Raw genomic sequence first — 19,414 nt, 5'->3', positions numbered from 1 at the left:
TTCAGGCGAACATCGGCAACATCAGGTACAGCTTAATCACCAGCGCGTTGACGATATCAATAAAGAATGCCCCGACCATCGGGACCACCAGAAACGCCATGTGCGATGGCCCGAATCGCTCGGTGATCGCCTGCATATTGGCGATTGCCGTTGGCGTTGCCCCGAGCCCAAATCCGCAATGCCCCGCCGCCAGCACCGCCGCATCGTAGTTTTTACCCATCATGCGCCAGGTGACGAACATGGCATAGAGCGCCATAAACAGGGCCTGCACCGCCAGAATGGCCACCATCGGCAGCGCCAGCGAGGCCAGTTCCCACAGCTTGAGGCTCATCAGCGCCATCGCCAGGAACAGCGACAGACAGACGTTGCCGAGCACCGAGACCGCCCGTTCAAACACGCGGTAGAAGCCCATCAGCGCCAGACCGTTGCTGAGGATCACCCCGATAAACAGCACGCAGACAAACGTCGGCAGCTCAAACGCGGAGCCCGCCAGCCCTTGCGCAACCACTTTGCCCACGGTCAGGCAGATGGCAATCATCGCGATGGTTTCAATCAACACCAGTGAGGTAATGCTGCGCCCGACGTCCGGCTTCTCAAAGGCGGTCGGGACCAGCTCATCGTCCGGTCTGCCGTCCGGCGTGGTGGAGTGCTTCACCAGATAACGCGCCACCGGGCCGCCAATCAGCCCCCCCAGCACCAGGCCAAAGGTGGCACAGGCCATCGCCACTTCCGTCGCATTTTCAAAGCCATAGCGCTCGATAAACAATTTACTCCACGCCGCCCCGGTGCCGTGGCCGCCAGACAGCGTAATTGACCCTGCCAGCAGCCCCATCAGCGGATCCAGCCCCAGCAGCGTCGCCATCCCGATACCGATGGCGTTTTGCATCAGCAGCAGCCCGACCACCACAATCAAAAATACGCCGAGCACTTTGCCGCCCGCCCGCAGGCTCGCCAGGTTGGCATTGAGGCCGATAGTGGCAAAAAAGGCCAGCATCAGCGGATCTTTCAGGGACATATCAAAATCGATTTCCCAGCCCATGCTTTTTTTCAGCACCAGCAGGGCCAGCGCCACCAGCAGGCCGCCGGCGACAGGTTCAGGGATGGTGTATTTCTTCAGAAGGGAAACGCTATGTACCAGCTTACGACCAAGCAGCAAGACCAGCGTTGCGGCAACAAGGGTCGACAACGTATCGAGATGAATCATAGAAGGCTCCTGTTTTGCGCGTGTTCCATACACACGCGGCGTTATCCTGGGCCGGTTTGCGCTCTTCATGAGCTCCCGGCGCAAAAAGTGTAATTTTTTTTCCTTCTCGGATGTAGAAATCCTGCTAACAGCGGCAGATTTTCTTGTCTTTTTTTGCTGGCAATCGTTTGCTTTTACCAGGTGGTCAGATAAAATGCCCGCTTTTCCACCGTGGGATTGCCGCCGATGTCCGTTAACACCATAGAGTCGCCTGATGCGCAACCGATTGCGCAGAAGCAAAATAGCGAACTGATTTACCGCCTTGAAGACCGCCCGCCGCTGCCGCAGACGCTTTTCGCTGCCTGCCAGCATCTTCTGGCGATGTTTGTTGCGGTGATCACCCCGGCACTGCTGATTTGTCAGGCGCTCGGCTTACCGGCGCAGGATACGCAGCACATCATCAGCATGTCTCTCTTCGCCTCCGGCGTGGCCTCGATTATTCAGATTAAAGCGTGGGGGCCGGTGGGGTCGGGTTTACTGTCGATTCAGGGCACCAGCTTTAACTTTGTGGCGCCGCTGATCATGGGCGGTACAGCCCTGAAAACCGGCGGTGCGGATGTCCCGACCATGATGGCGGCGCTGTTTGGCACCCTGATGCTGGCAAGCTGCACGGAGATGGTGATCTCCCGCGTGCTGCATCTGGCGCGTCGCGTCATCACGCCGCTGGTTTCCGGCGTGGTGGTAATGATTATCGGCCTGTCACTGATTCAGGTGGGCCTCACCTCCATCGGCGGCGGTTATGCCGCAATGAGCGACCACACCTTTGGCGCACCGAAAAACCTGCTGCTGGCGGGCGTCGTACTGGCCATCATTATTCTGCTTAACCGTCAGCGTAACCCTTACCTGCGCGTCGCCTCGCTGGTGATCGCCATGGCGGCGGGCTATCTGCTGGCGTGGGCGCTGGGCATGCTGCCGGAGAACACCGCGCCAGCCAACAGCGCGCTGATCACCGTCCCGACACCGCTCTACTACGGCCTGGGCATCGACTGGGGTCTGCTCCTGCCACTGATGCTGGTCTTTATGATCACCTCTCTGGAGACCATCGGCGATATCACCGCCACCTCCGACGTCTCCGAACAGCCGGTTTCCGGCCCGCTGTATATGAAGCGTCTGAAGGGCGGCGTGCTGGCGAACGGCCTGAACTCGTTTGTCTCCGCGGTGTTCAACACCTTCCCGAACTCCTGCTTCGGCCAGAACAATGGCGTGATCCAGCTCACCGGCGTGGCCAGCCGCTACGTCGGCTTCGTGGTGGCGCTGATGCTGATCGTTCTCGGCCTGTTCCCGGCAGTCAGTGGCTTTGTGCAGCACATCCCTGAGCCGGTGCTGGGCGGCGCGACGCTGGTGATGTTCGGCACCATCGCGGCTTCCGGCGTGCGCATCGTCTCCCGTGAGCCACTGAACCGTCGCGCGATCATGATTATCGCCCTGTCGCTGGCCGTCGGTCTGGGCGTTTCTCAGCAGCCGCTGATCCTGCAGTTTGCCCCGGACTGGGTGAAAAACCTGCTCTCTTCCGGCATTGCTGCGGGCGGTATCACCGCTATCGTGCTGAACCTCGTTTTCCCGCCAGAGAAAAACTGATCGTCCTCACGGCAGGCTGTCAATGCCTGCCGTGACATCTCTTTACACCATTCCCGCCTTGAGGATTGCGCATAAATCGTGCATAACTCCTCTATGTGCGTTTTGCGGGATGGAAGACCATGAAATTTATTGGAAAGCTGCTCGTCTATCTTCTGGTAGCCCTGCTCATTGTGCTGCTGGCGCTCTATATTCTCCTCCAGACCCGCTGGGGCGCGACTCAGGTCAGCAGCTGGGTGACGGTGAATACCGACTACGAACTCAGTTTCGACAAAATGAACCACCGCTTTTCGTCGCCTTCCCACATCATTCTGGAAAACGTCACCTTCGGTCGGGACGGTAAACCCGCCACCCTGGTTGCCAAAAAAGTCGATATTGGCCTGAGCAGCCGCCAGCTCACCGATCCGTTGCATATGGACACCATCACCCTGTTCGACGGTACGCTGAATCTCTCCCCGCAAACCGCGCCGTTGCCCTTGCAGGCGGACCGTCTGCAGCTGAACAATATGGCGTTTAACAGCCCCAATACCGAATGGGATCTGAGCGCGCAGAAGGTGACAGGGGGCGTCAGCCCGTGGCAGCCGGAAGCAGGCAACGTGCTGGGTAAAAGCGCGCAGATCCAGATGAGCGCCGGCTCGCTGACCCTGAACGGAGTGCCGGCCACCAACGTGTTGATCGAGGGCCAGCTTAACGGCAAAGAGGTGGTGCTGAGCACCATTGGTGCCGATATGGCACGCGGCTCACTCACCGGCTCCGCCCTGCGCAACGCCGACGGCAGCTGGATTATCGACACCCTGCGTCTGAACGAGATCCGCCTGCAGAGCGATAAAACGCTGATGGCGTTCTTCGCCCCGCTGACGACCATCCCTTCTCTGCAGATTGGTCGTCTGGACGTTACTGACGCCCGGCTGCAGGGCCCGGATTGGGCGGTAACGGACCTGGATTTAAGCCTGCGCAACCTGACGCTGAGCAAAGGCGACTGGCAGAGCCAGGAAGGCCGCCTGTCCATGAACGCCAGCGAGTTCATTTACGGCTCTCTGCATCTCTTCGACCCGATCCTGAATGCGGAATTCTCCCCACAGGGCGTGGCGCTACGCCAGTTCACCTCCCGCTGGGAAGGCGGCATGGTGCGTACCTCCGGTAACTGGCTGCGCGACGGCAAAGCGCTGGTGCTGGACGACGTCGCCATCGCCGGGCTGGAATACACCCTGCCGCAGAACTGGAAAGCGCTGTGGATGGCGCCACTGCCGGAATGGCTGAACAGCGTCACGCTGCAAAAATTCGGCCTGAGCCGCAACCTGGTAATCGACATCGATCCTGCCTTCCCGTGGCAGATCACCTCTCTGGATGGCTATGGCGCAAACCTGCAGCTGGTAAAAGATCGCCAGTGGGGCGTCTGGGGCGGCAGCGCAACTCTCAACGGCGCGGCGGCCACCTTTAACCGTGTGGACGTGCGTCGTCCGTCGCTGGCGCTAAACGCTAACGCCGCCACGGTGAATATTACCGACCTGAGCGCGTTTACCGAGAAAGGGATACTTGAGGCGACCGCGACGGTTTCACAACTTCCCCAGCGACAGACAACCGTGAGCCTGAACGGACGCGGCGTGCCGCTCAACATCCTGCAGCAGTGGGGCTGGCCGGCGCTGCCGATTGCGGGCGACGGCAATGTTCAGCTCACCGCCAGCGGCAGCGTGCAGGCCAGTGCGCCCTTAAAGCCGACGGTCAACGGCAAGCTGAATGCGGTGAATATGGATAAACAGCAGGTGCAGCAGACCATGACGGGTGGTGTAGTTTCAACACCGGTGCAATAAACAAGCCGGGTGGCGGCTATGCCTTACCCGGCCTACTCGATCCCGTAGGCCCGGTAAGCGAAGTACCACCGGGCATTTTTACGGCTCAGAAGTAAACCACCACCTCATCCCCCTGGGCTTTCACCACCACGCCCCACTCGCTTCCCGCCGGTGAACCGCCTTTCACGCCGCTCACCTCCGGCACGTTGCGCAAGCAGACCGACCAGTTTCGCGCGTCACCCGTGCCGGTAAAGGTCACGGTGTCGCCCTGACGTGACGCCTTCAGCGTAAACGCCACAGAACCGTCCACCGCAGGTACCTCGCTCACTGCCGTGATGCCATCGCCCAGGTTAAACAGCTGGAAAGCTGTCCCCTCATTCCACGCATAGTCCGGCTTCTGCTTATTGTTGCCCAGCGCCAGCAGGGTATTGTCGCGCACGTAAACCGGCAGGCTCATGAAGCCATGCTGCTGTTTATGCCAGCGGCTGCCCTCGATTTCATCGTTATGCCACAGGTGCGTCCACCGTCCTTGCGGCAGGTAGAACTGCACGTCACCCGCCTCAGAGAAGACGGGCGCGACCATCATCGCATCCCCCAGCATGTACTGACGGTCGAGGTAATCACACGCCGGATCGTCCGGGAATTCCAGCATCATCGCCCGCAGCATCGGCGTGCCGAACTCGCGGGCTAGCGCCGCCTGACGATACAGATACGGCATAAGCTGGCATTTCACCTCGGTGAAGTGGCGTACCACGTCGCAAGACTCGTCATCGTACGCCCACGGCACGCGGTAGGATTTGCTGCCGTGCAGGCGGCTGTGGCTGGAGAAGAGACCAAACGCGCACCAGCGCTTGTAGACGTGCGCCGGAGCGGTGTTTTCGAACCCGCCGATATCGTGGCTCCAGAACCCGAAACCGGAGAGACCGATCGACAGCCCCCCGCGCAGGCTTTCCGCCATCGATTCGTAGTTGGCATAGCAGTCTCCGCCCCAGTGCACCGGGAACTGCTGCGCGCCGACGGATGCGGAGCGGGCAAAAAGCACCGCCTCTTCCTCGCCCACCGTCTCTTTCAGCACGTTCCACACCAGCTCGTTATAGATGAAGGCGTAGTGGTTGTGCATTTTCTGTGGATCGGATCCGTCAAACCACTGCACGTCCGTCGGGATACGCTCGCCAAAGTCGGTCTTGAAGCAATCGACGCCGATATCCACCAGGCCTTTCAGCTTGTCGGCATACCACCGACACGCGTCCGGGTTGGTAAAGTCATAAATCGCCAGTCCTGGCTGCCATTTGTCCCATTGCCACACGCTACCGTCCGGGCGCTTGAGCAGGTAGCCTTTCTCTCTCAGCTCCTGAAAGACCGGTGACTTCTGGCCGATATACGGGTTGATCCACAGGCAGACCTTCAGTCCTTTCTCCTTCAGGCGGCGGATCATCCCTTGCGGATCCGGGAAGGTTACCGGGTCCCACTCGAAGTCGCACCACTGGAAGGCCTTCATCCAGAAGCAGTCGAAGTGGAAGACGTGCAGCGGCAGGTCGCGCTCGGCCATCCCGTCGATAAAGCTATTTACCGTGGCTTCGTCGTAGTTGGTGGTAAACGAAGTGGTCAGCCACAGGCCGAACGACCACGCCGGCGGCAGCGCCGGACGCCCGGTGAAGCGGGTATAGCGGTTCAGCACCTCTTTCGGCGTCGGGCCGTCGATCACGAAATACTCCAGGTATTCCCCTTCAACGCTGAACTGCACTTTGGAGACTTTCTCCGAGCCAATTTCGAAAGAGACGTTTTCCGGATGGTTGACCAGCACACCGTAGCCGCGATTGGTCAGGTAGAACGGGATATTTTTGTAGGACTGCTCGGTGCTGGTGCCGCCGTCGCAGTTCCAGGTATCGACCCGCTGACCGTTGCGCACCAGGGCGGTAAAGCGCTCACCGAGACCGTAGACCGTTTCCCCCACGCCCAGATCCAGCCGTTCAAACACGTAATTGCGGTCGGTATGGGTGTCCTGCACGTAGCCGTTGTTTTTCAGCTGACTGCCGGTAATACGCTGACCGTTGCGCAGGAAATCCAGCGCCCAGAACTCGCCTTTGGTGACGCGCACGCTGATGTTGCCGCTCTTCAGCTCAGCAAACTCGGCATTGTTTTCAATCTCAACCTTCACTTCGTTCAGCACGTTGAGCGGGTAGTGCGGGCCTTTATCCTGCCTCCCCTGGAAGTGCTCTATGCGCACCCCGACAATCCCTTCCTGCGGTGCGAAAAGCCGGACGGTGAACATCAACGTATCAAGCTGCCAGGCGCGTTCCCGCACGTCGCGCGGCGCCACGTAGACCACCAGGTCATTGCCCTGCCGCTCCACGTCGAACACCTGCACCGGATATGTCACGTTCAGCCCCGGTTGAATAAGCCAGTTTCCATCACTGATTTTCATACTTTCGTCCTCCTGGTTCTGTAATCCTTTGCTGGCCGTCAGGCGCCAGCCGTGTGGCGACACGGGCACTGAGACCGGTTACAGAGGTTTTAAACCATTGTTTCAGGGGGGAGTATTGCGTTTTCTGGTTAGCAAATTACGTTTCTTGTTTTTTGTGATCGGGGTAAATGTTGGGGACACCCAGGGCTAACATGAGGATTTTCTTAAGAATTAACTGAAATGGGGGTATTCAGGTCAAAAGAGAGGTGAAAAAAGTGTGTCGGGGTATGTGGTAAATGCCTGAAAGTAGCTATAATGCGCCCCGCCTCCATGTAGCAATGCAGGCGCGGAAGATCGTCATCTCCGGTGAGGTGGCTGGACTTCAAATCCAGTTGGGGACGCCAGCGTTCCCGGGCAGGTTCGACTCCTGTGATCTTCCGCCAAAATCACTCTATTTTGTCCCTTCATTTTTTACTTTTCTCTCTAACATCTTTATTGTATATCCATCTGAAAAATGTAACCAACTGGCAAGTAAGAACATCAAAATCTGAGAGCAAGCAATATAAACGTTTGGTTTGAAGATCATTCCAAAATAAAAAAACAACGCTACAATCACAAAAATAAATCTTTTAGCGCTATACCAGCTAAAGTTACTATCATTAATTTTTTGTTTAATCTGTGAAATAGATCTTGAAATTTTCGCTGCGTTTTGTCCAAGAATTATTGAAGCAGCAAGACTCCAATCAGAAGAGTATATTATATCACGCAAAGGGCCAAAATATACCTTAACTAAAATAAGAATTAAAAAAGGCACACAAATATATAAATACTCAGCTTTAAGATCTGATACGTAACTCTTTTTCTGTAACGCACTAAGCTGGTATTTCGAATTGCTCATCACTTCCCCCCCTAACGATATCCTCGATGCTTATAATCTTTACATTTCTTACTTCCGCGGTTTTTCGCTTATCATAAGGTTTATAAAGATCATAACTAAACTCTGCTAATAAAGTGTCTTTTGGTCCAATAGGAGGTATTAAACCGGATTGATAATTCTTTATCCAATCCTTGACAAGAATTCGTGCAGTAAAAGTTTTATTCATTCTGGAGCTTTTAAAAGTCCATAATTGTTTACCTTCGTTTATTGCGATTTTTACATATAAATAATCTTTTGCGATAATCGTTTCCTTCAAACCTAAAAACATCGTTGAAAGATCACCCGCGAATCGCCACTTTGTATTAATGTTTTGCGAATAAGAAGGACTGCCAAATTCGACTATCTCATCTTTAAGTATTAGATTATTAGCTTTTGAGACTGTTCCTAACATATGGGAAAGTGCTTTCCTATCAATATGTGAATCAATTTCATTACCTAGCCCATCATTAATTAACGTTTCTTCAATATTAGCTGCTAATTGATCAATTTGTTCTTCAGTCTTTGTCTCATCAGTTTCAAGTAACTGCTCAAATAATTTTGAACCTGCAGAAGCCACTCTATTAATAAAAAAATTATTTATTATGCCAGGAGACTGAATCAACTTGGCTTTGATGGAAGATATTTGTATATCTTCGAGATGAAATTTAAATTCCTGTTTTACGTCGATTGATTTAGCCAAAATTTGTCCAAATTGCTCATACGCAGCAATATACAAACTCATAGCTTCAAAGAGTTGACTGGGGTTTGGTCTATCCTTTTTATAGTCTATTTTTATAAAAACATTTGCTTCCATGACGTACCTCGTTGATTGATAGCAAAATTGACTTTTCTCAGGTTTTTATCAATTAATGTGATATCAGTCCTACAAGAGCACTAACCCCTTCAATGTAAGACAATATCGGATCAGAAGTTATACTTCAATAAAATACTGTATAAAAAAACAGCTATCGTTTTAGTCAAAAATAATTATCAAGAATTCAGCTGCTTAGATCTTTCCAATCGTGCTTTACATGCCTCCTTCACCCACTTACTAAAATTCCCTTTCCCCGCAGCCTTCTCGATCTGTTCTAAAAGCTCATCCTCAAAACGAATGTTCTTCATCGTACTCTTGGTGCGGTCAAAGTTTGGTTTCTTTTTCTCTTGCATGGTAGGTACCATTTCGGTTAGTTTATCTGCATGTGGTACCTACCACATGGGTCAGGGATTCTAACAACGCCCAGCAGTGTTGGAGCACTAAAGGGCGTCTAACCTCACCAACTATCAAGGAGTTGATTATGGCTGATTCGCATTCTACCCCAGACACCGACCAATCCGGAACCGAGCGTTCGTTAATTGTGGGATACCGCCCGAATGTTTTCGACAAATCCACGCCCAATATCATTTTATCCGGAAAATGGCTGCGCGCAGCGGGGTTCGAAACCGGGCATCATGTGACCGTAAAGGTGATGAAAGGGTGCATTGTTCTGGTGGCGTATAACGAGCAGGAGCAGAGATTGCAGGACGAGTACAAACGGACGAAGGACAAACTTGTGCAGATAGAGAAAGGCCTTGCCGCGATTCAGACTCAGATTCCTGGAAAGCCCCTCGCAAAAGCAAATACAAACCATCTGGCTTAGCGGCTATTTCTGGCATACTACGTGCCTGGTGCGTTAATCATTAAGGATGTGGAGGCGACATGGCAGATAAAGACGTAATCCAATCTCCAACAGGCGAATTTATTATGTTTGCCAGCGGTGACGGAAGAGTGCGTGTCGAATGTCGCTTCGAATCAGACACGATCTGGTTATCCCAGGCAGCAATCGCCAATCTGTACGGTAAAGATGTTCGAACTATCAACGAGCATCTGATGAATATATTTTCTGATGGCGAAATTGATCAACATTCAACTATCCGGAAATTCCGGATAGTTCGTCAGGAAGGAAAACGTCAGGTTTCCAGAGAGATAGAGCACTACAATCTTGAAGCAATACTTGCTGTCGGCTATCGCGTCCGCTCCACGCGAGGCACTCAATTCCGCCAGTGGGCCACCCAAACGCTACAGGAATATCTGGTAAAAGGCTTCGTTATGGATGACGAGCGCCTGAAAAATCCACCTGTCGGATCATCCGCTGTCCCTGACTATTTCGATGAAATGCTGGAGCGCATTCGCGATATACGGGCCAGCGAACGTCGGGTATATCTCCGCGTGAGGGAGATTTTTGCATTGGCCGCTGATTATCAGCCATCACTCAAAGAAACCACGTAATTCTTTCAGACCATCCAGAACAAACTGCATTTTGCCTGCACGGGCCTTACCGCTGCTGAGTTGATTCACCAACGTGCGGACGCCACTCAACCGCATATGGGGCAGACCAGCTATAAAGGCGAAGAAGTCCGTAAAATCGATGTCACCACTGCAAAAAATTATCTGTCTCAGGATGAGGTCAGTGAGCTTAATCGTGTCGCTAATATGTGGCTCGACTTTGCTGAAGATCAGGCCAAACGTCGCAAGCAGATATTTTTACGAGACTGGCAAACCAAACTCGATCAATTCCTGCAATTTAACGACCGGGACGTTTTAGAAGGCGCAGGCAAAATCAGCAAGAAAGCGGCTGATGAAAAAGCGTGCTCGGAATATATTGAGTTTGAAAAAAAGCAGCGCCTGCTGAAAGAAGCCGAAGGTGAGAAAGATATTGTCGGCTTATTAAAATGGGATAAGCAGGCTAAGCGATAATTCCGGTACAAGTTCGTTACTTAATGACATTCCCCATTTTAATACTAGATACTTTCTATAAGCTATTATAGCTCTTACTATAGAATAGTGATCATAAATAAACTCTATGTTTTTTTCACATCAATTCACGCCACACATATTTCGCAACGATAACTTTCTTTTTTAGCAGATAAAATTTTCCAGCATTCCTATTTTGAAATCTAAATCACAATTTAACATATCAATGAAGAGTAGTTTTCCTCAGTCTATAAAAGGAGACTGATATGGCTATACCTGTTTACTTATGGCTCGAGGATGATTCAGACCGTAAAATTAAAGGCTCTGTCGATATACAAGATCGCGAAGGTTCAATAGAGGCTATTGAATTTATGCACTCTATAGAACAACCAATAGATAAACTCACTGAGGAAACCACAGCAAAACGCATTTGTAGGCTGCATCATTGCTCCTTTAAGTGCCAGAAGGAGTATCTGGAAAAGCAACGATACGGTACTGATTGTCAAATGAAGCGTTTATTTTATTTATTGCCATTACTCGTTGCAGTCAGTACGCATGTCTTCGCAACTGAAATGACCGGCTTTGCAACCCAGTATTACAATGAAGACGACTCGCTGGCAGAAATTTCAACAGCATTGCCCCTCTCCCCCACCATTACCATCGGCAAGAAAACCGTGCTGATGGAGGTTACTCATTTGGCAGACATCTCCAGCACTCCAGTTAACAAAGACGGTTCCGCACGCTGGGTCTGCCTTCATGACGATGATGGAACGAATTACTGGTTCATTTCGGATAACGAAATGGGAGCAGGATTGCTAACTGCGCTAGCTATAGCCCAGGATGGCATCCATAAAGAGTGTGCGAAAACAACGGAGCATGTCAGCGTCTCAGTCGCTAATGTTCCATTGTTAAATGCGACGCATGGGAACTTAGTCGAATTGCTCGGCAAGAAAGAGATCGCCAAAAACAACGCGATGCTTTTTTATCAGGAGACACCAGTAAAGAATGGATTCATCAGGAGTAATACCGTCTCTTATTACTTTGACGGCGAAAAAGTACGTGGCGTCATCATCGGGCAAATTACCAGTAACTAGCTCGCAGGCTCCCTCTTCGCAGGAAGAGGGAGTAAAAAACTATTCACCCAACCGCATATGCAACAGCGGAAACGGATTCCCCTGCCCGTCCACTTCCGAGCGTCCGACCAGCTTAAACCCCATATGGCGATAAAATTCAACGCCCTGCGGGTTTTGCTCATTGACATCCACTTCATTCACGCCAAACTCTGCGATGGCATATTTCAGCAGTAATTTCCCGACGCCTTTTCCCCGGCTCGCATCATCAACAAACAGCATTTCAATACGATTTTCATCCACGCCTATAAAGCCATGAATAGCGCCTGCATCATCGCGGGCGATCACGACGGTGAGGTTTGGCAGATAGGCGTTGAGCAGTAGCGGGCGCAGCGCCGCAATATCGCTTTCCTGCAAAAAGTGGTGAGTGGCGCGAACGGAGGATTCCCAGATGGCGACCAGTCGTTCGAAGTGTGAGGGGTGTACGGTTTCTATTTTCATGGGGAGATCATTTCTGGAAAACCAAACTCATTCAAGTCACTCTGTGCGGCCTGTTCCCCCTCACCCTAACCCTCTCCCTCAAGGGAGAGGGGATTGTCCGTGCGGTTTCTGGCCAACTCAGCGGATGTACCGATCGCGCTAAACCCTCACCTCCATCACCGCATATACCCCATCCTTCGGCACCACCACGGTGACGTTTTCAACCGGGACGCCCGCCGCGATGTGGATATCCTGCAGCTGCTGTAACGACCGCGGGTGAATATCCTCCCAGCCGATACCGCGCAGCACAAAGTCAATCTGCGGGCTGCTGGTCAGCATGTTCGATACAATCACCGCCCCGCCGGGCTTGACCAGCCGCAGCGCGCGCTGGAGGAAAATTACCGCATCGGTATCGTTGAAGTATTCGAAAATCCCCAGCGCATCGACCAGTTCAGCCTGATGCTCACCCAGCTCCAGCAGTAAGTCCTCATTACGCACCAGCGTATGAAGCAGGTTACGCCGAAGCAGGGTCAGCTGTTCGCCCACCACAATGCCCTCCTGGGCCGCCATGGTTTCGGCCCAGCTGAGCGCCACGGGGTCTTTGTCCACCAGCGTGAGATACACCTGCTGGCCGTCGAGCTTTGCTTCGCGCAGCGCCTCCAGAACCGGGATTGCAGCCCCGCTCGCCAGGCTGACCCAGTTGTTCTCACTCTCGTTATGAATGTATTTATCCACCAGCGCGGCCAGCACCCGGGCGCGGGAACGCACGCCTACCGCATCGTTAGCGTGGATAAACCACTGGCGGCTGTCGCTGTCCATTTTGGTTCCGTCTGGCAGGCGGTCTTCCAGCGGGTTTTGCACCACAAACAGCGCCAGCGCGGAGGGCACCAGCCGGGTGCGCCACGCAGTCAGCGCCGGGCGGTTGCGAAAGGCCTGTTCGGAATAGCGGTTCTGCGGGACAAGCACCGCCTCTCCCCCCTCTTCGTATTCAACCCGAGGGGGACGTAGCGCAGGCTCAGCTTTCAGCGCCCGGTCAAGGGTGGCAATCTCACGGACAGCATCGTCTTTCATCGGCCACCGATCGCTGACGTCGGGAAATGACGCACTGAAAATGGTCATGTTTTCCGGTGCATTGCCGCGAAAAGGCTGCCAGTTCATGTCCTCTTCCCTCCGTAGGGCTTTTAACGGAAGTCTATCCAGGCGAGCCAGTAATACCCTACGAAGAAAGCACGATCTTTACTGCTTCACCCACACCAACTGGTCAACCCGGAAGCCCAGGCTGCGGGCAGTGTTCAGATAATCTTGTTTTACCGCATCCGGTATCGTGGGCGTGCGCGACAAAATCCACAGGTAATCGCGATTCGGACCGCTCACCAGGGCGTACTGGTACTTGTCGTCCAGCTTGATCACGTTATAGCCGCCGTAGAACGGGCCGAAGAACGACACCTTCAGCGCAGCCGTGGTCGGTTCGCCGGTAAAGTACGCCTTCCCTTCGCTCTCATTCCACTTGTTCTTCACCGGGTCGTAACCGCGGTTAAGCACGCTAATGCCGCCGTCGCTGCGCTTGCCATAGGTGGCGGTCACCTGCTCCAGCCCGCGTTCAAAGCGGTTTTCCAGGCGGGCGACTTCGTACCATTTACCGAGATAGCGGCTGGCGTCAAAACCGGAAATCGGCTGCACGCCTTTCGGTGGCGTAGGGGATTTACAGGCGACCAGCGTCAGGGCAATGGCAACACCGGTCACAACAGGCCATAGCTTCATGAGAATTCCTTTCATTTGCACGGTTGGATGTTAAGTGTAGTGCACCGTTTCGGCGCTTCATCCCGTTCGGGAAAATTCGTAGTATATTGAGAGTATTCCTCCACTCTGGACACGGACATGGCTTACTCCATCGGCGAATTCGCCAGACTCAGCGGCATCACCGCCACTACCCTGCGGGCGTGGCAGCGTCGCTACGGTTTACTCAAGCCACAGCGCACGGAAGGCGGCCACCGCCAGTACAGCGATGAGGACGTCCAGCAGGCGCTTAAAATCCTCGACTGGGTTAAAAAAGGTGTCCCGATTGGCCAGGTCAAACCGCTGCTGGAACGCCCGACGCCGGGGCGGACCAACAACTGGCAAACCCTGCAACAGAACATGCTGCAACGTCTGCAGGACGGCAAAATCGAGTCCCTGCGCCAGATGATCTACGACGCCGGACGCGAGTACCCAAGACCCGAGCTGGTCACGAACGTGCTGCGCCCGCTGCGCAGCCAGGTCTCAGCTAACGTCGCCGCCGCCATGACCCTGCGCGCGATCCTTGACGGCATCATCATCGCCTACACCTCGTTTTGCCTCGAGGGCGATAAGAAAGCGCCAGGGGATAATATTCTGCTCAGCGGCTGGCACCTGAACGACGCCTGCGAGATCTGGCTCGAAGCCCTGACGCGCACCGGGCAGGGCCACCGGATCGACATTCTGCCCTCGCCTCCTGACGCACTGGCACCGGAAATTTTCCCGGAGCGCAAATGGCTGCTGGTCACCAGCGGTAAGCTCACCGCGGCACGGAAAAAACAGGTGGAACAGTGGCAGCAGCAGGTTTCCCTTGAAGTGATTATCCTCTGACGATTTTCCCGCTGCTGCTGAGCCAGTCCTGCAAGGGCAGCAAATCCCTCTTGATTTTAAAAGAATAAAAAAAATAGTCCCGCGAATACTTGGACAAATTAGTCATGTTGTGTAAGTTTTAGTTATATGAACGGGAGGACCACACCATGACAACGAAACCTGTGCTCGGTATTAGCGGATGTTTGACCGGATCCGCCGTTCGCTTTGACGGCGGACATAAGCGTATGGGTTTCGTCATGGATGAGCTGGCCCAGTGGGTGAATTTCAGACCCGTCTGCCCGGAAATGGCCATCGGCCTGCCGACGCCTCGCCCGGCGCTGCGCCTGATCGTAACGACGAACGGTGAAACGCAGATGCGCTTCAGCCATGCGCCTCATGAAGACGTTACGCAGAAAATGGCGGACTTTACAGCAGACTTTTTGCCGAAAATTGGCGATCTCTCCGGCTTTATCGTCTGTGCGAAATCCCCCAGCTGCGGCATGGAACGCGTGCGGCTGTATGATGAAAACGGCAACCGGGGCCGCAAGGAGGGGGTCGGGCTGTTCACCGCTGCCCTCCTTGAAACCTGGCCGTGGCTGCCTGTGGAGGAGGATGGACGCCTGCACGACCCGGTGCTGCGGGAAAACTTCGTCGAGCGTGTTTTTGCGCTGCACGAGCTGAACACACTGCGAAAAAATGGCCTGACGCGCCGCGCGCTGCTGGATTTTCACAGCCGCTACAAGCTTCAGCTGCTGGCGCACCATCAGGCGGGTTACCGTGAAATCGGCCCGTTCGTCGCCTCGCTGCACGAGTGGGAAGACCTGGACGCCTTTTTTGTGGCGTACCGGGAAAAACTGATGACCATCCTGAAAAAGCCCGCCTCGCGGAAGAATCACACTAACGTACTGATGCATATTCAGGGCTATTTCCGTAACCAGCTGAACAGCCGCCAGCGCGGCGAACTGCGCGATGTGATCCTGCACTATCGCAACGGACAGTTGCCTATCCTCGCGCCGATCACGCTGCTGAAGCACTACCTTGCCGAATATCCTGACCGGTATCTGATGACGCAAAACTACTTTGATCCCTATCCTGATGATTTGGGTCTGCGTCTGGCCGTTAAGTAAATAAAGACGCGAAGGCCCCATTGACCCGTAGAGGCCCGCAGCAGTAGCCCGTTTAGACGACATCCTCACTGTCGTCTCTTTTTTGCATTTCATCTCAAAGACTGTGATTATATACAGGCTTATTCTGCAAAAGGGGCCTGCCTGTGATTAACACCCTGCACATCCAAAACTACCGCTCCATCCGCGATATGTCGCTGGAGCTAGAGCAGCTCAACATCGTCTTTGGGCCGAACGGCACCGGGAAATCGAATATCTACAAGGCGATACATCTGATGCACAGCGCCGCGCAGGGGCAGTTTTCCCAGGCGCTGGCAAACGAGGGCGGCATCCTGAAGGTGTTCTGGGCAGGCAAAACCCGCAGCGATCAGCTGCGGCGGATGAATCTGGCGGTAGAAACAGAGACCTATGAATACGAGCTGCAGGTCGGGTTTGTGGAGAAGCTGCCCTATCCCTCGCAGTTTCAGCTCGATCCGGTGATCAAAGCAGAATCTCTCTGGCTGAGTGGCCAGCACCGACGCCCCTCGTCGCAGCTGATGAAGCGCAGGAATCAGGCGGTGTTTCTGAATAACGTGCATCATGAGAAAGTGACTCACAGCGGCACGCTCTATGAGAATGAATCGGTGTTCGGCCAGCTCGGTGAACCGCATCTTTACCCGGAAGTGTCGCAGATGCGCGAGTCCCTGCGTAACTGGCGCTTTTACCATGAGTTTTCCGTCTCCTCCGGCTCGGCGATGCGTGCCCCGCAGGTTGGTTTCCGCTCCCCGGTGCTGGCCAGCGACGGCGCCAACCTGGCAGCGGCGTTTCAGACCATTGTCGAGATTGGCGACGAACTGCTGCTGATGCGCATTCTCGACCAGGCCTTCCCCGGCTGCGTGTTTTACAGCGACAACACCGGCGGACGCTTCCGGATGATGATGCAGCGCGAAGGGCTGAGCAGACCGCTGGAGCCCGCAGAGTTCTCTGACGGTACGCTCCGCTTCCTGTGCCTGGCGGTGGCGCTGTTAAGCCCGCGCCCACCGGCATTTATCGCGTTGAACGAGCCGGAAAACAGCCTGCATCCTCAGATGCTGCCCGCGCTGGCGAGCTTAATCGCCGAGGCCAGCCGCTACTCGCAGATCTGGCTCACCAGCCACTCGCCGGAGCTGGCGCATTTGATTGAGAAACATCGATCGTTTTCGCTGTATCAGCTGTCGATGGTGGAGGGAGAGACGAGAGTGGAGAGGCTGGGGTAATGCTTTGTTCCTTGCATTCCTTTTCTCCAGTCACCACTTTCAAGGTCGCCATCAACGACGAAGATGATTTCCGCCGGGTATGCCTTTGGCGAATTCTGAGCTCGAGATACATTATCCAATTTATTGTCGCCAGTTTCTGCTGGCAGGATAATCTGTAAACGTTGGTTATCAGATGAGAAAATTAAAATGGATATTGCACTTTTCCCTGGCCAGAACACCCGTGCATGGGCTGAAACAATGATAAATCTTGAAGCCCGTCGGATACATCAGCATTAAACAGCAAATAACAGGATCACGCTAAAAAGACACTGGCGCCAAAGTAGAAAACAATAGATTACGGTGTTTAAAGCACTCTCGTTAGGATCGCTCGTAACCGTCAGCCAGAAGATGCCGCCCACGCCTTTTTATTCCATCGAGACAGAATTATAAAGACGAGTGAACACGAAAGGTCTTTCGCCACTCCGCCGGACTGACCCCAAAACGCGCTTTAAACTGTTGTCGCCAGGTGACAGCGGAATTAAACCCCACCAGCTCGGCCACGCTTTCAATCGGCATATTTCCCGCTTCAAGCAAGATCTGGCTGCGCCGCAGGCGCTCGGCGGTAAGCCAGTCGGCGACGCTCATCCCCGTGGCCTTAACAAAATGACGGGTCAGCGTGCGGCGGCTCATGGAGACCACTTCCGCCAGCGAATCCAGGCTATGCGGTTCGGTGATGTGCTGCTGAAGATAGTCGATCAGGCCGTTAATCCGCCCGTCCCGGGTATCTTTCGGCACCGGCTGGGCAATGAATTGCGCCTGTCCGCCATCGCGGTGGGGCGGAACAATCATCCGGCGGGCGATCTGGTTAGCAACCACGCTGCCAAAGCGCTGACGAATGATATACAGGCAGCAGTCCAGCGCGGCGGCAGTGCCTGCGGAAGTGATGATATTGCCGTCATCCACGTAGAGGGCATTGATATCCAGCCGGACGTTCGGGAAGAGCGACTGAAACTGGCGTTCGAACTCCCAGTGGGTGGCCGCACGTTTGCCGTCGAGGATCCCCGCATAAGCCAGCACAAACGACCCCAGACACAGCCCGACGATCTCCGCGCCGTGATCTCTTGCTCGTATCAGGCTGTCGAGCAGCGTCTGAGGCGGGCGTTCAAGGACATGCTGCCAGTAGGGAACGACGACAATATCGGCCTGTCCGATGGCGGAGTAGTCCTGCGTAGCATTGAGGGCAAATCCGTCTTTTGATGTGAGGAAACCGGGCGTTTCGGCGCAAATCGTCACGTTAAAGCGCTTTTCGCCGGAGACCGAGTCACCAAACAGAATGCAGGGAACGGAGTAGTGGAACGGGCTGAACCCGTCTACCGCGACAATGGCGACGTTGATGAGCGACATCAGTTTCTCCCTTCCCTTTAAAACACTCAGAATATAACGGTTTCACCGTCCTGGGGAATGCTCACTGCGTCACTCACCTGGTTGGCTTCAACGTACTCACGCAGCGCGCTGCGGGTCAACAGGCAGTGGTTGATGGCCTCCATGTGGCTCGCCACAATGTGGGCCTGCGGCAGCAGGAAATGGACGTTGAGCACGTCTTGCTGGCCCATAATAATCGGCCCAAAACCAATAACGTGAGCATAGCCAGCGTTAAGGACCACCACATCCGGCTGGTGCTTTTGCAGATCGGCTGCCACCTCTTCACGCCAGACGGTATCCCCTGCCAGACAGAGCGTCTTCTCAGCAGGATGACGCAGCACCACGCCGCAGGCCTCGCCCAGCCGCGCCGCCAGCTCCGGTACGGCGTAAGCGCGGTCGGTACCGTGCTGGCCGCCGTGGGTTTTCGCAATCTGAATATCGCCGAAACGGGTCGCATCGGTCATCACCGTCAGGTTGCTAAACCCCTGGCTGCGCAGCAGCGCGGCGTCACTGTCGTTTTGCACGTAGATCGGTTTGTCTTTGGCGATCAGTTCCGCCGCAGTGCGGTCCCAGTGATCGTCATGGGTATGGGTAACGATCACCGCATCGGCGTCCAGCAGCGTGTTGACGTCAACGGGAAGCTCGACCATCGGGTTGCGGAGATCGGCGCGTGCCGTGCCGGGAAAGCCCGGGTATGCGCCCTTCGGGGCCAGCATCGGGTCGATTAAAAGGCGTTTACCGGCGTAGGTAATCAGCTGCGTGGCGTTGCGAATGTGGGTGATGTTCATGGGCTATTCTCCAGTTAGTGTGGTAAGAGAATAGCCCGTGGCCACGATTAACACTGTGGGCTAAAGGGCGATGT

The 19,414-nt window shown here is 54.3% G+C and carries 17 protein-coding genes, 1 tRNA gene and 1 pseudogene; 9 read left to right on the top strand and 10 right to left on the bottom strand.

The annotated features are described in order from the left end of the window. Position 1 precedes the first annotated feature (1 nt). The gene (gltS, locus tag C1N69_RS00390) at positions 2-1,204 is read right to left on the bottom strand and encodes a sodium/glutamate symporter (protein WP_025757025.1); all 1,203 of its coding nucleotides are present in this window, start codon (positions 1,202-1,204) and stop codon (positions 2-4) included. A gap of 225 nt (positions 1,205-1,429) precedes the next feature. On the opposite strand from gltS, the gene xanP reads away from it, so the two are divergent. Together xanP and C1N69_RS00380 are read left to right on the top strand one after the other, a co-directional pair. Continuing rightward, complete coding sequence (xanP, locus tag C1N69_RS00385) at positions 1,430-2,821, top strand: xanthine/proton symporter XanP (RefSeq protein WP_008502668.1); 1,392 nt, start codon at positions 1,430-1,432, stop codon at positions 2,819-2,821. 119 nt (positions 2,822-2,940) lie between these two features. After that, the gene (locus C1N69_RS00380) at positions 2,941-4,629 is read left to right on the top strand and encodes an AsmA family protein (protein ID WP_155030502.1); all 1,689 of its coding nucleotides are present in this window, start codon (positions 2,941-2,943) and stop codon (positions 4,627-4,629) included. 85 nt (positions 4,630-4,714) lie between these two features. Here C1N69_RS00380 and yicI read toward each other — a convergent pair whose 3' ends face one another. Then, positions 4,715-7,033, bottom strand: a complete 2,319-nt coding sequence (gene yicI / locus C1N69_RS00375; RefSeq protein ID WP_155030501.1) for an alpha-xylosidase — start codon at positions 7,031-7,033, stop codon at positions 4,715-4,717. Between the two features lie 327 nt (positions 7,034-7,360). Between yicI and C1N69_RS00370 the strand changes: the two genes are divergently transcribed. Then, positions 7,361-7,455 (top strand) — tRNA-Sec (locus C1N69_RS00370). Positions 7,456-7,463: 8 nt separating this feature from the next. Here the strand turns inward: C1N69_RS00370 and C1N69_RS00365 are convergent. The 3 genes from C1N69_RS00365 to C1N69_RS00355 form a co-directional block, all read right to left on the bottom strand. After that, positions 7,464-7,910 (bottom strand): hypothetical protein, encoded by a 447-nt coding sequence (locus tag C1N69_RS00365; protein WP_095449937.1) that lies wholly within the window; start codon positions 7,908-7,910, stop codon positions 7,464-7,466. Further along, entirely contained in the window at positions 7,885-8,742 is an 858-nt protein-coding gene (locus tag C1N69_RS00360) for a hypothetical protein (protein ID WP_155030500.1), read from the bottom strand. Before C1N69_RS00360 ends, C1N69_RS00365 begins: the two co-directional genes overlap by 26 nt. Positions 8,743-8,918: 176 nt before the next feature. Further along, the gene (locus C1N69_RS00355; protein WP_095449939.1) at positions 8,919-9,095 is read right to left on the bottom strand and encodes a YlcI/YnfO family protein; all 177 of its coding nucleotides are present in this window, start codon (positions 9,093-9,095) and stop codon (positions 8,919-8,921) included. A 128-nt stretch (positions 9,096-9,223) separates the two neighbouring features. Between C1N69_RS00355 and C1N69_RS00350 the strand changes: the two genes are divergently transcribed. The 3 genes and pseudogenes from C1N69_RS00350 (at position 9,224) to C1N69_RS23110 (ending at position 11,753) form a co-directional block, all read left to right on the top strand. Next, positions 9,224-9,565, top strand: a complete 342-nt coding sequence (locus C1N69_RS00350; RefSeq protein WP_155030499.1) for a SymE family type I addiction module toxin — start codon at positions 9,224-9,226, stop codon at positions 9,563-9,565. A gap of 59 nt (positions 9,566-9,624) precedes the next feature. Continuing rightward, positions 9,625-10,662 (top strand): annotated as a pseudogene (locus C1N69_RS00345) (virulence RhuM family protein). Positions 10,663-10,925: 263 nt separating this feature from the next. Then, the gene (locus C1N69_RS23110; RefSeq protein ID WP_420841800.1) at positions 10,926-11,753 is read left to right on the top strand and encodes an Hcp family type VI secretion system effector; all 828 of its coding nucleotides are present in this window, start codon (positions 10,926-10,928) and stop codon (positions 11,751-11,753) included. A gap of 39 nt (positions 11,754-11,792) precedes the next feature. Here the strand turns inward: C1N69_RS23110 and C1N69_RS00325 are convergent, their stop codons facing one another. The 3 genes from C1N69_RS00325 to C1N69_RS00315 all read right to left on the bottom strand — a co-directional run bounded on the left by C1N69_RS00325 (position 11,793) and on the right by C1N69_RS00315 (position 13,970). After that, on the bottom strand, positions 11,793-12,230 hold the full coding sequence (locus tag C1N69_RS00325) for an acetyltransferase (protein WP_155030498.1): 438 nt from the start codon (positions 12,228-12,230) through the stop codon (positions 11,793-11,795). Positions 12,231-12,368: 138 nt separating this feature from the next. Next, entirely contained in the window at positions 12,369-13,367 is a 999-nt protein-coding gene (locus C1N69_RS00320; protein WP_094918664.1) for a class I SAM-dependent methyltransferase, read from the bottom strand. A 78-nt stretch (positions 13,368-13,445) separates the two neighbouring features. Then, positions 13,446-13,970, bottom strand: coding sequence for a lipocalin family protein (locus C1N69_RS00315; RefSeq protein WP_155030497.1), 525 nt, complete (start codon positions 13,968-13,970; stop codon positions 13,446-13,448). A gap of 117 nt (positions 13,971-14,087) precedes the next feature. On the opposite strand from C1N69_RS00315, the gene C1N69_RS00310 reads away from it, so the two are divergent. The 3 genes from C1N69_RS00310 to C1N69_RS00300 all read left to right on the top strand — a co-directional run bounded on the left by C1N69_RS00310 (position 14,088) and on the right by C1N69_RS00300 (position 17,151). Next, positions 14,088-14,813: a MerR family transcriptional regulator gene (locus tag C1N69_RS00310; RefSeq protein ID WP_047957430.1), complete on the top strand. Its 726-nt coding sequence runs from the start codon at positions 14,088-14,090 to the stop codon at positions 14,811-14,813. 146 nt (positions 14,814-14,959) lie between these two features. Continuing rightward, positions 14,960-15,919 carry a YbgA family protein gene (locus C1N69_RS00305; protein ID WP_059386624.1) on the top strand — a complete coding sequence of 320 codons (960 nt, stop codon included), beginning with the start codon at positions 14,960-14,962 and terminating at the stop codon, positions 15,917-15,919. Between the two features lie 143 nt (positions 15,920-16,062). After that, positions 16,063-17,151 (top strand): AAA family ATPase, encoded by a 1,089-nt coding sequence (locus tag C1N69_RS00300; RefSeq protein WP_104556750.1) that lies wholly within the window; start codon positions 16,063-16,065, stop codon positions 17,149-17,151. A gap of 423 nt (positions 17,152-17,574) precedes the next feature. Here the strand turns inward: C1N69_RS00300 and C1N69_RS00295 are convergent, their stop codons facing one another. Both C1N69_RS00295 and C1N69_RS00290 read right to left on the bottom strand, forming a co-directional pair. Beyond that, complete coding sequence (locus tag C1N69_RS00295; RefSeq protein WP_095452049.1) at positions 17,575-18,534, bottom strand: GlxA family transcriptional regulator; 960 nt, start codon at positions 18,532-18,534, stop codon at positions 17,575-17,577. Positions 18,535-18,560: 26 nt separating this feature from the next. Beyond that, positions 18,561-19,340, bottom strand: coding sequence for an MBL fold metallo-hydrolase (locus C1N69_RS00290; protein ID WP_095441455.1), 780 nt, complete (start codon positions 19,338-19,340; stop codon positions 18,561-18,563). Positions 19,341-19,414 lie beyond the last annotated feature (74 nt).

It is taken from the genome of Enterobacter sichuanensis, from assembly GCF_009036245.1.
GTDB classification, from domain to species: Bacteria; Pseudomonadota; Gammaproteobacteria; order Enterobacterales; family Enterobacteriaceae; genus Enterobacter; species Enterobacter sichuanensis.
This window is presented reverse-complemented; position numbering and strand designations above follow the sequence as displayed.

Bases quoted from the DNA above. Each gene is read 5' to 3' on its own strand.
- C1N69_RS00320 (WP_094918664.1), bottom strand. From the start codon at position 13,367: ATGAACTGGCAGCCTTTTCGCGGCAATGCACCGGAAAACATGACCATT.
- C1N69_RS00305 (WP_059386624.1), top strand. From the start codon at position 14,960: ATGACAACGAAACCTGTGCTCGGTATTAGCGGATGTTTGACCGGATCC.
- C1N69_RS23110 (WP_420841800.1), top strand. From the start codon at position 10,926: ATGGCTATACCTGTTTACTTATGGCTCGAGGATGATTCAGACCGTAAA.
- C1N69_RS00350 (WP_155030499.1), top strand. From the start codon at position 9,224: ATGGCTGATTCGCATTCTACCCCAGACACCGACCAATCCGGAACCGAG.
- C1N69_RS00310 (WP_047957430.1), top strand. From the start codon at position 14,088: ATGGCTTACTCCATCGGCGAATTCGCCAGACTCAGCGGCATCACCGCC.
- yicI (WP_155030501.1), bottom strand. From the start codon at position 7,033: ATGAAAATCAGTGATGGAAACTGGCTTATTCAACCGGGGCTGAACGTG.
- C1N69_RS00355 (WP_095449939.1), bottom strand. From the start codon at position 9,095: ATGCAAGAGAAAAAGAAACCAAACTTTGACCGCACCAAGAGTACGATG.
- C1N69_RS00290 (WP_095441455.1), bottom strand. From the start codon at position 19,340: ATGAACATCACCCACATTCGCAACGCCACGCAGCTGATTACCTACGCC.
- gltS (WP_025757025.1), bottom strand. From the start codon at position 1,204: ATGATTCATCTCGATACGTTGTCGACCCTTGTTGCCGCAACGCTGGTC.
- C1N69_RS00325 (WP_155030498.1), bottom strand. From the start codon at position 12,230: ATGAAAATAGAAACCGTACACCCCTCACACTTCGAACGACTGGTCGCC.
- xanP (WP_008502668.1), top strand. From the start codon at position 1,430: ATGTCCGTTAACACCATAGAGTCGCCTGATGCGCAACCGATTGCGCAG.
- C1N69_RS00315 (WP_155030497.1), bottom strand. From the start codon at position 13,970: ATGAAGCTATGGCCTGTTGTGACCGGTGTTGCCATTGCCCTGACGCTG.
- C1N69_RS00295 (WP_095452049.1), bottom strand. From the start codon at position 18,534: ATGTCGCTCATCAACGTCGCCATTGTCGCGGTAGACGGGTTCAGCCCG.
- C1N69_RS00380 (WP_155030502.1), top strand. From the start codon at position 2,941: ATGAAATTTATTGGAAAGCTGCTCGTCTATCTTCTGGTAGCCCTGCTC.
- C1N69_RS00360 (WP_155030500.1), bottom strand. From the start codon at position 8,742: ATGGAAGCAAATGTTTTTATAAAAATAGACTATAAAAAGGATAGACCA.
- C1N69_RS00365 (WP_095449937.1), bottom strand. From the start codon at position 7,910: ATGAGCAATTCGAAATACCAGCTTAGTGCGTTACAGAAAAAGAGTTAC.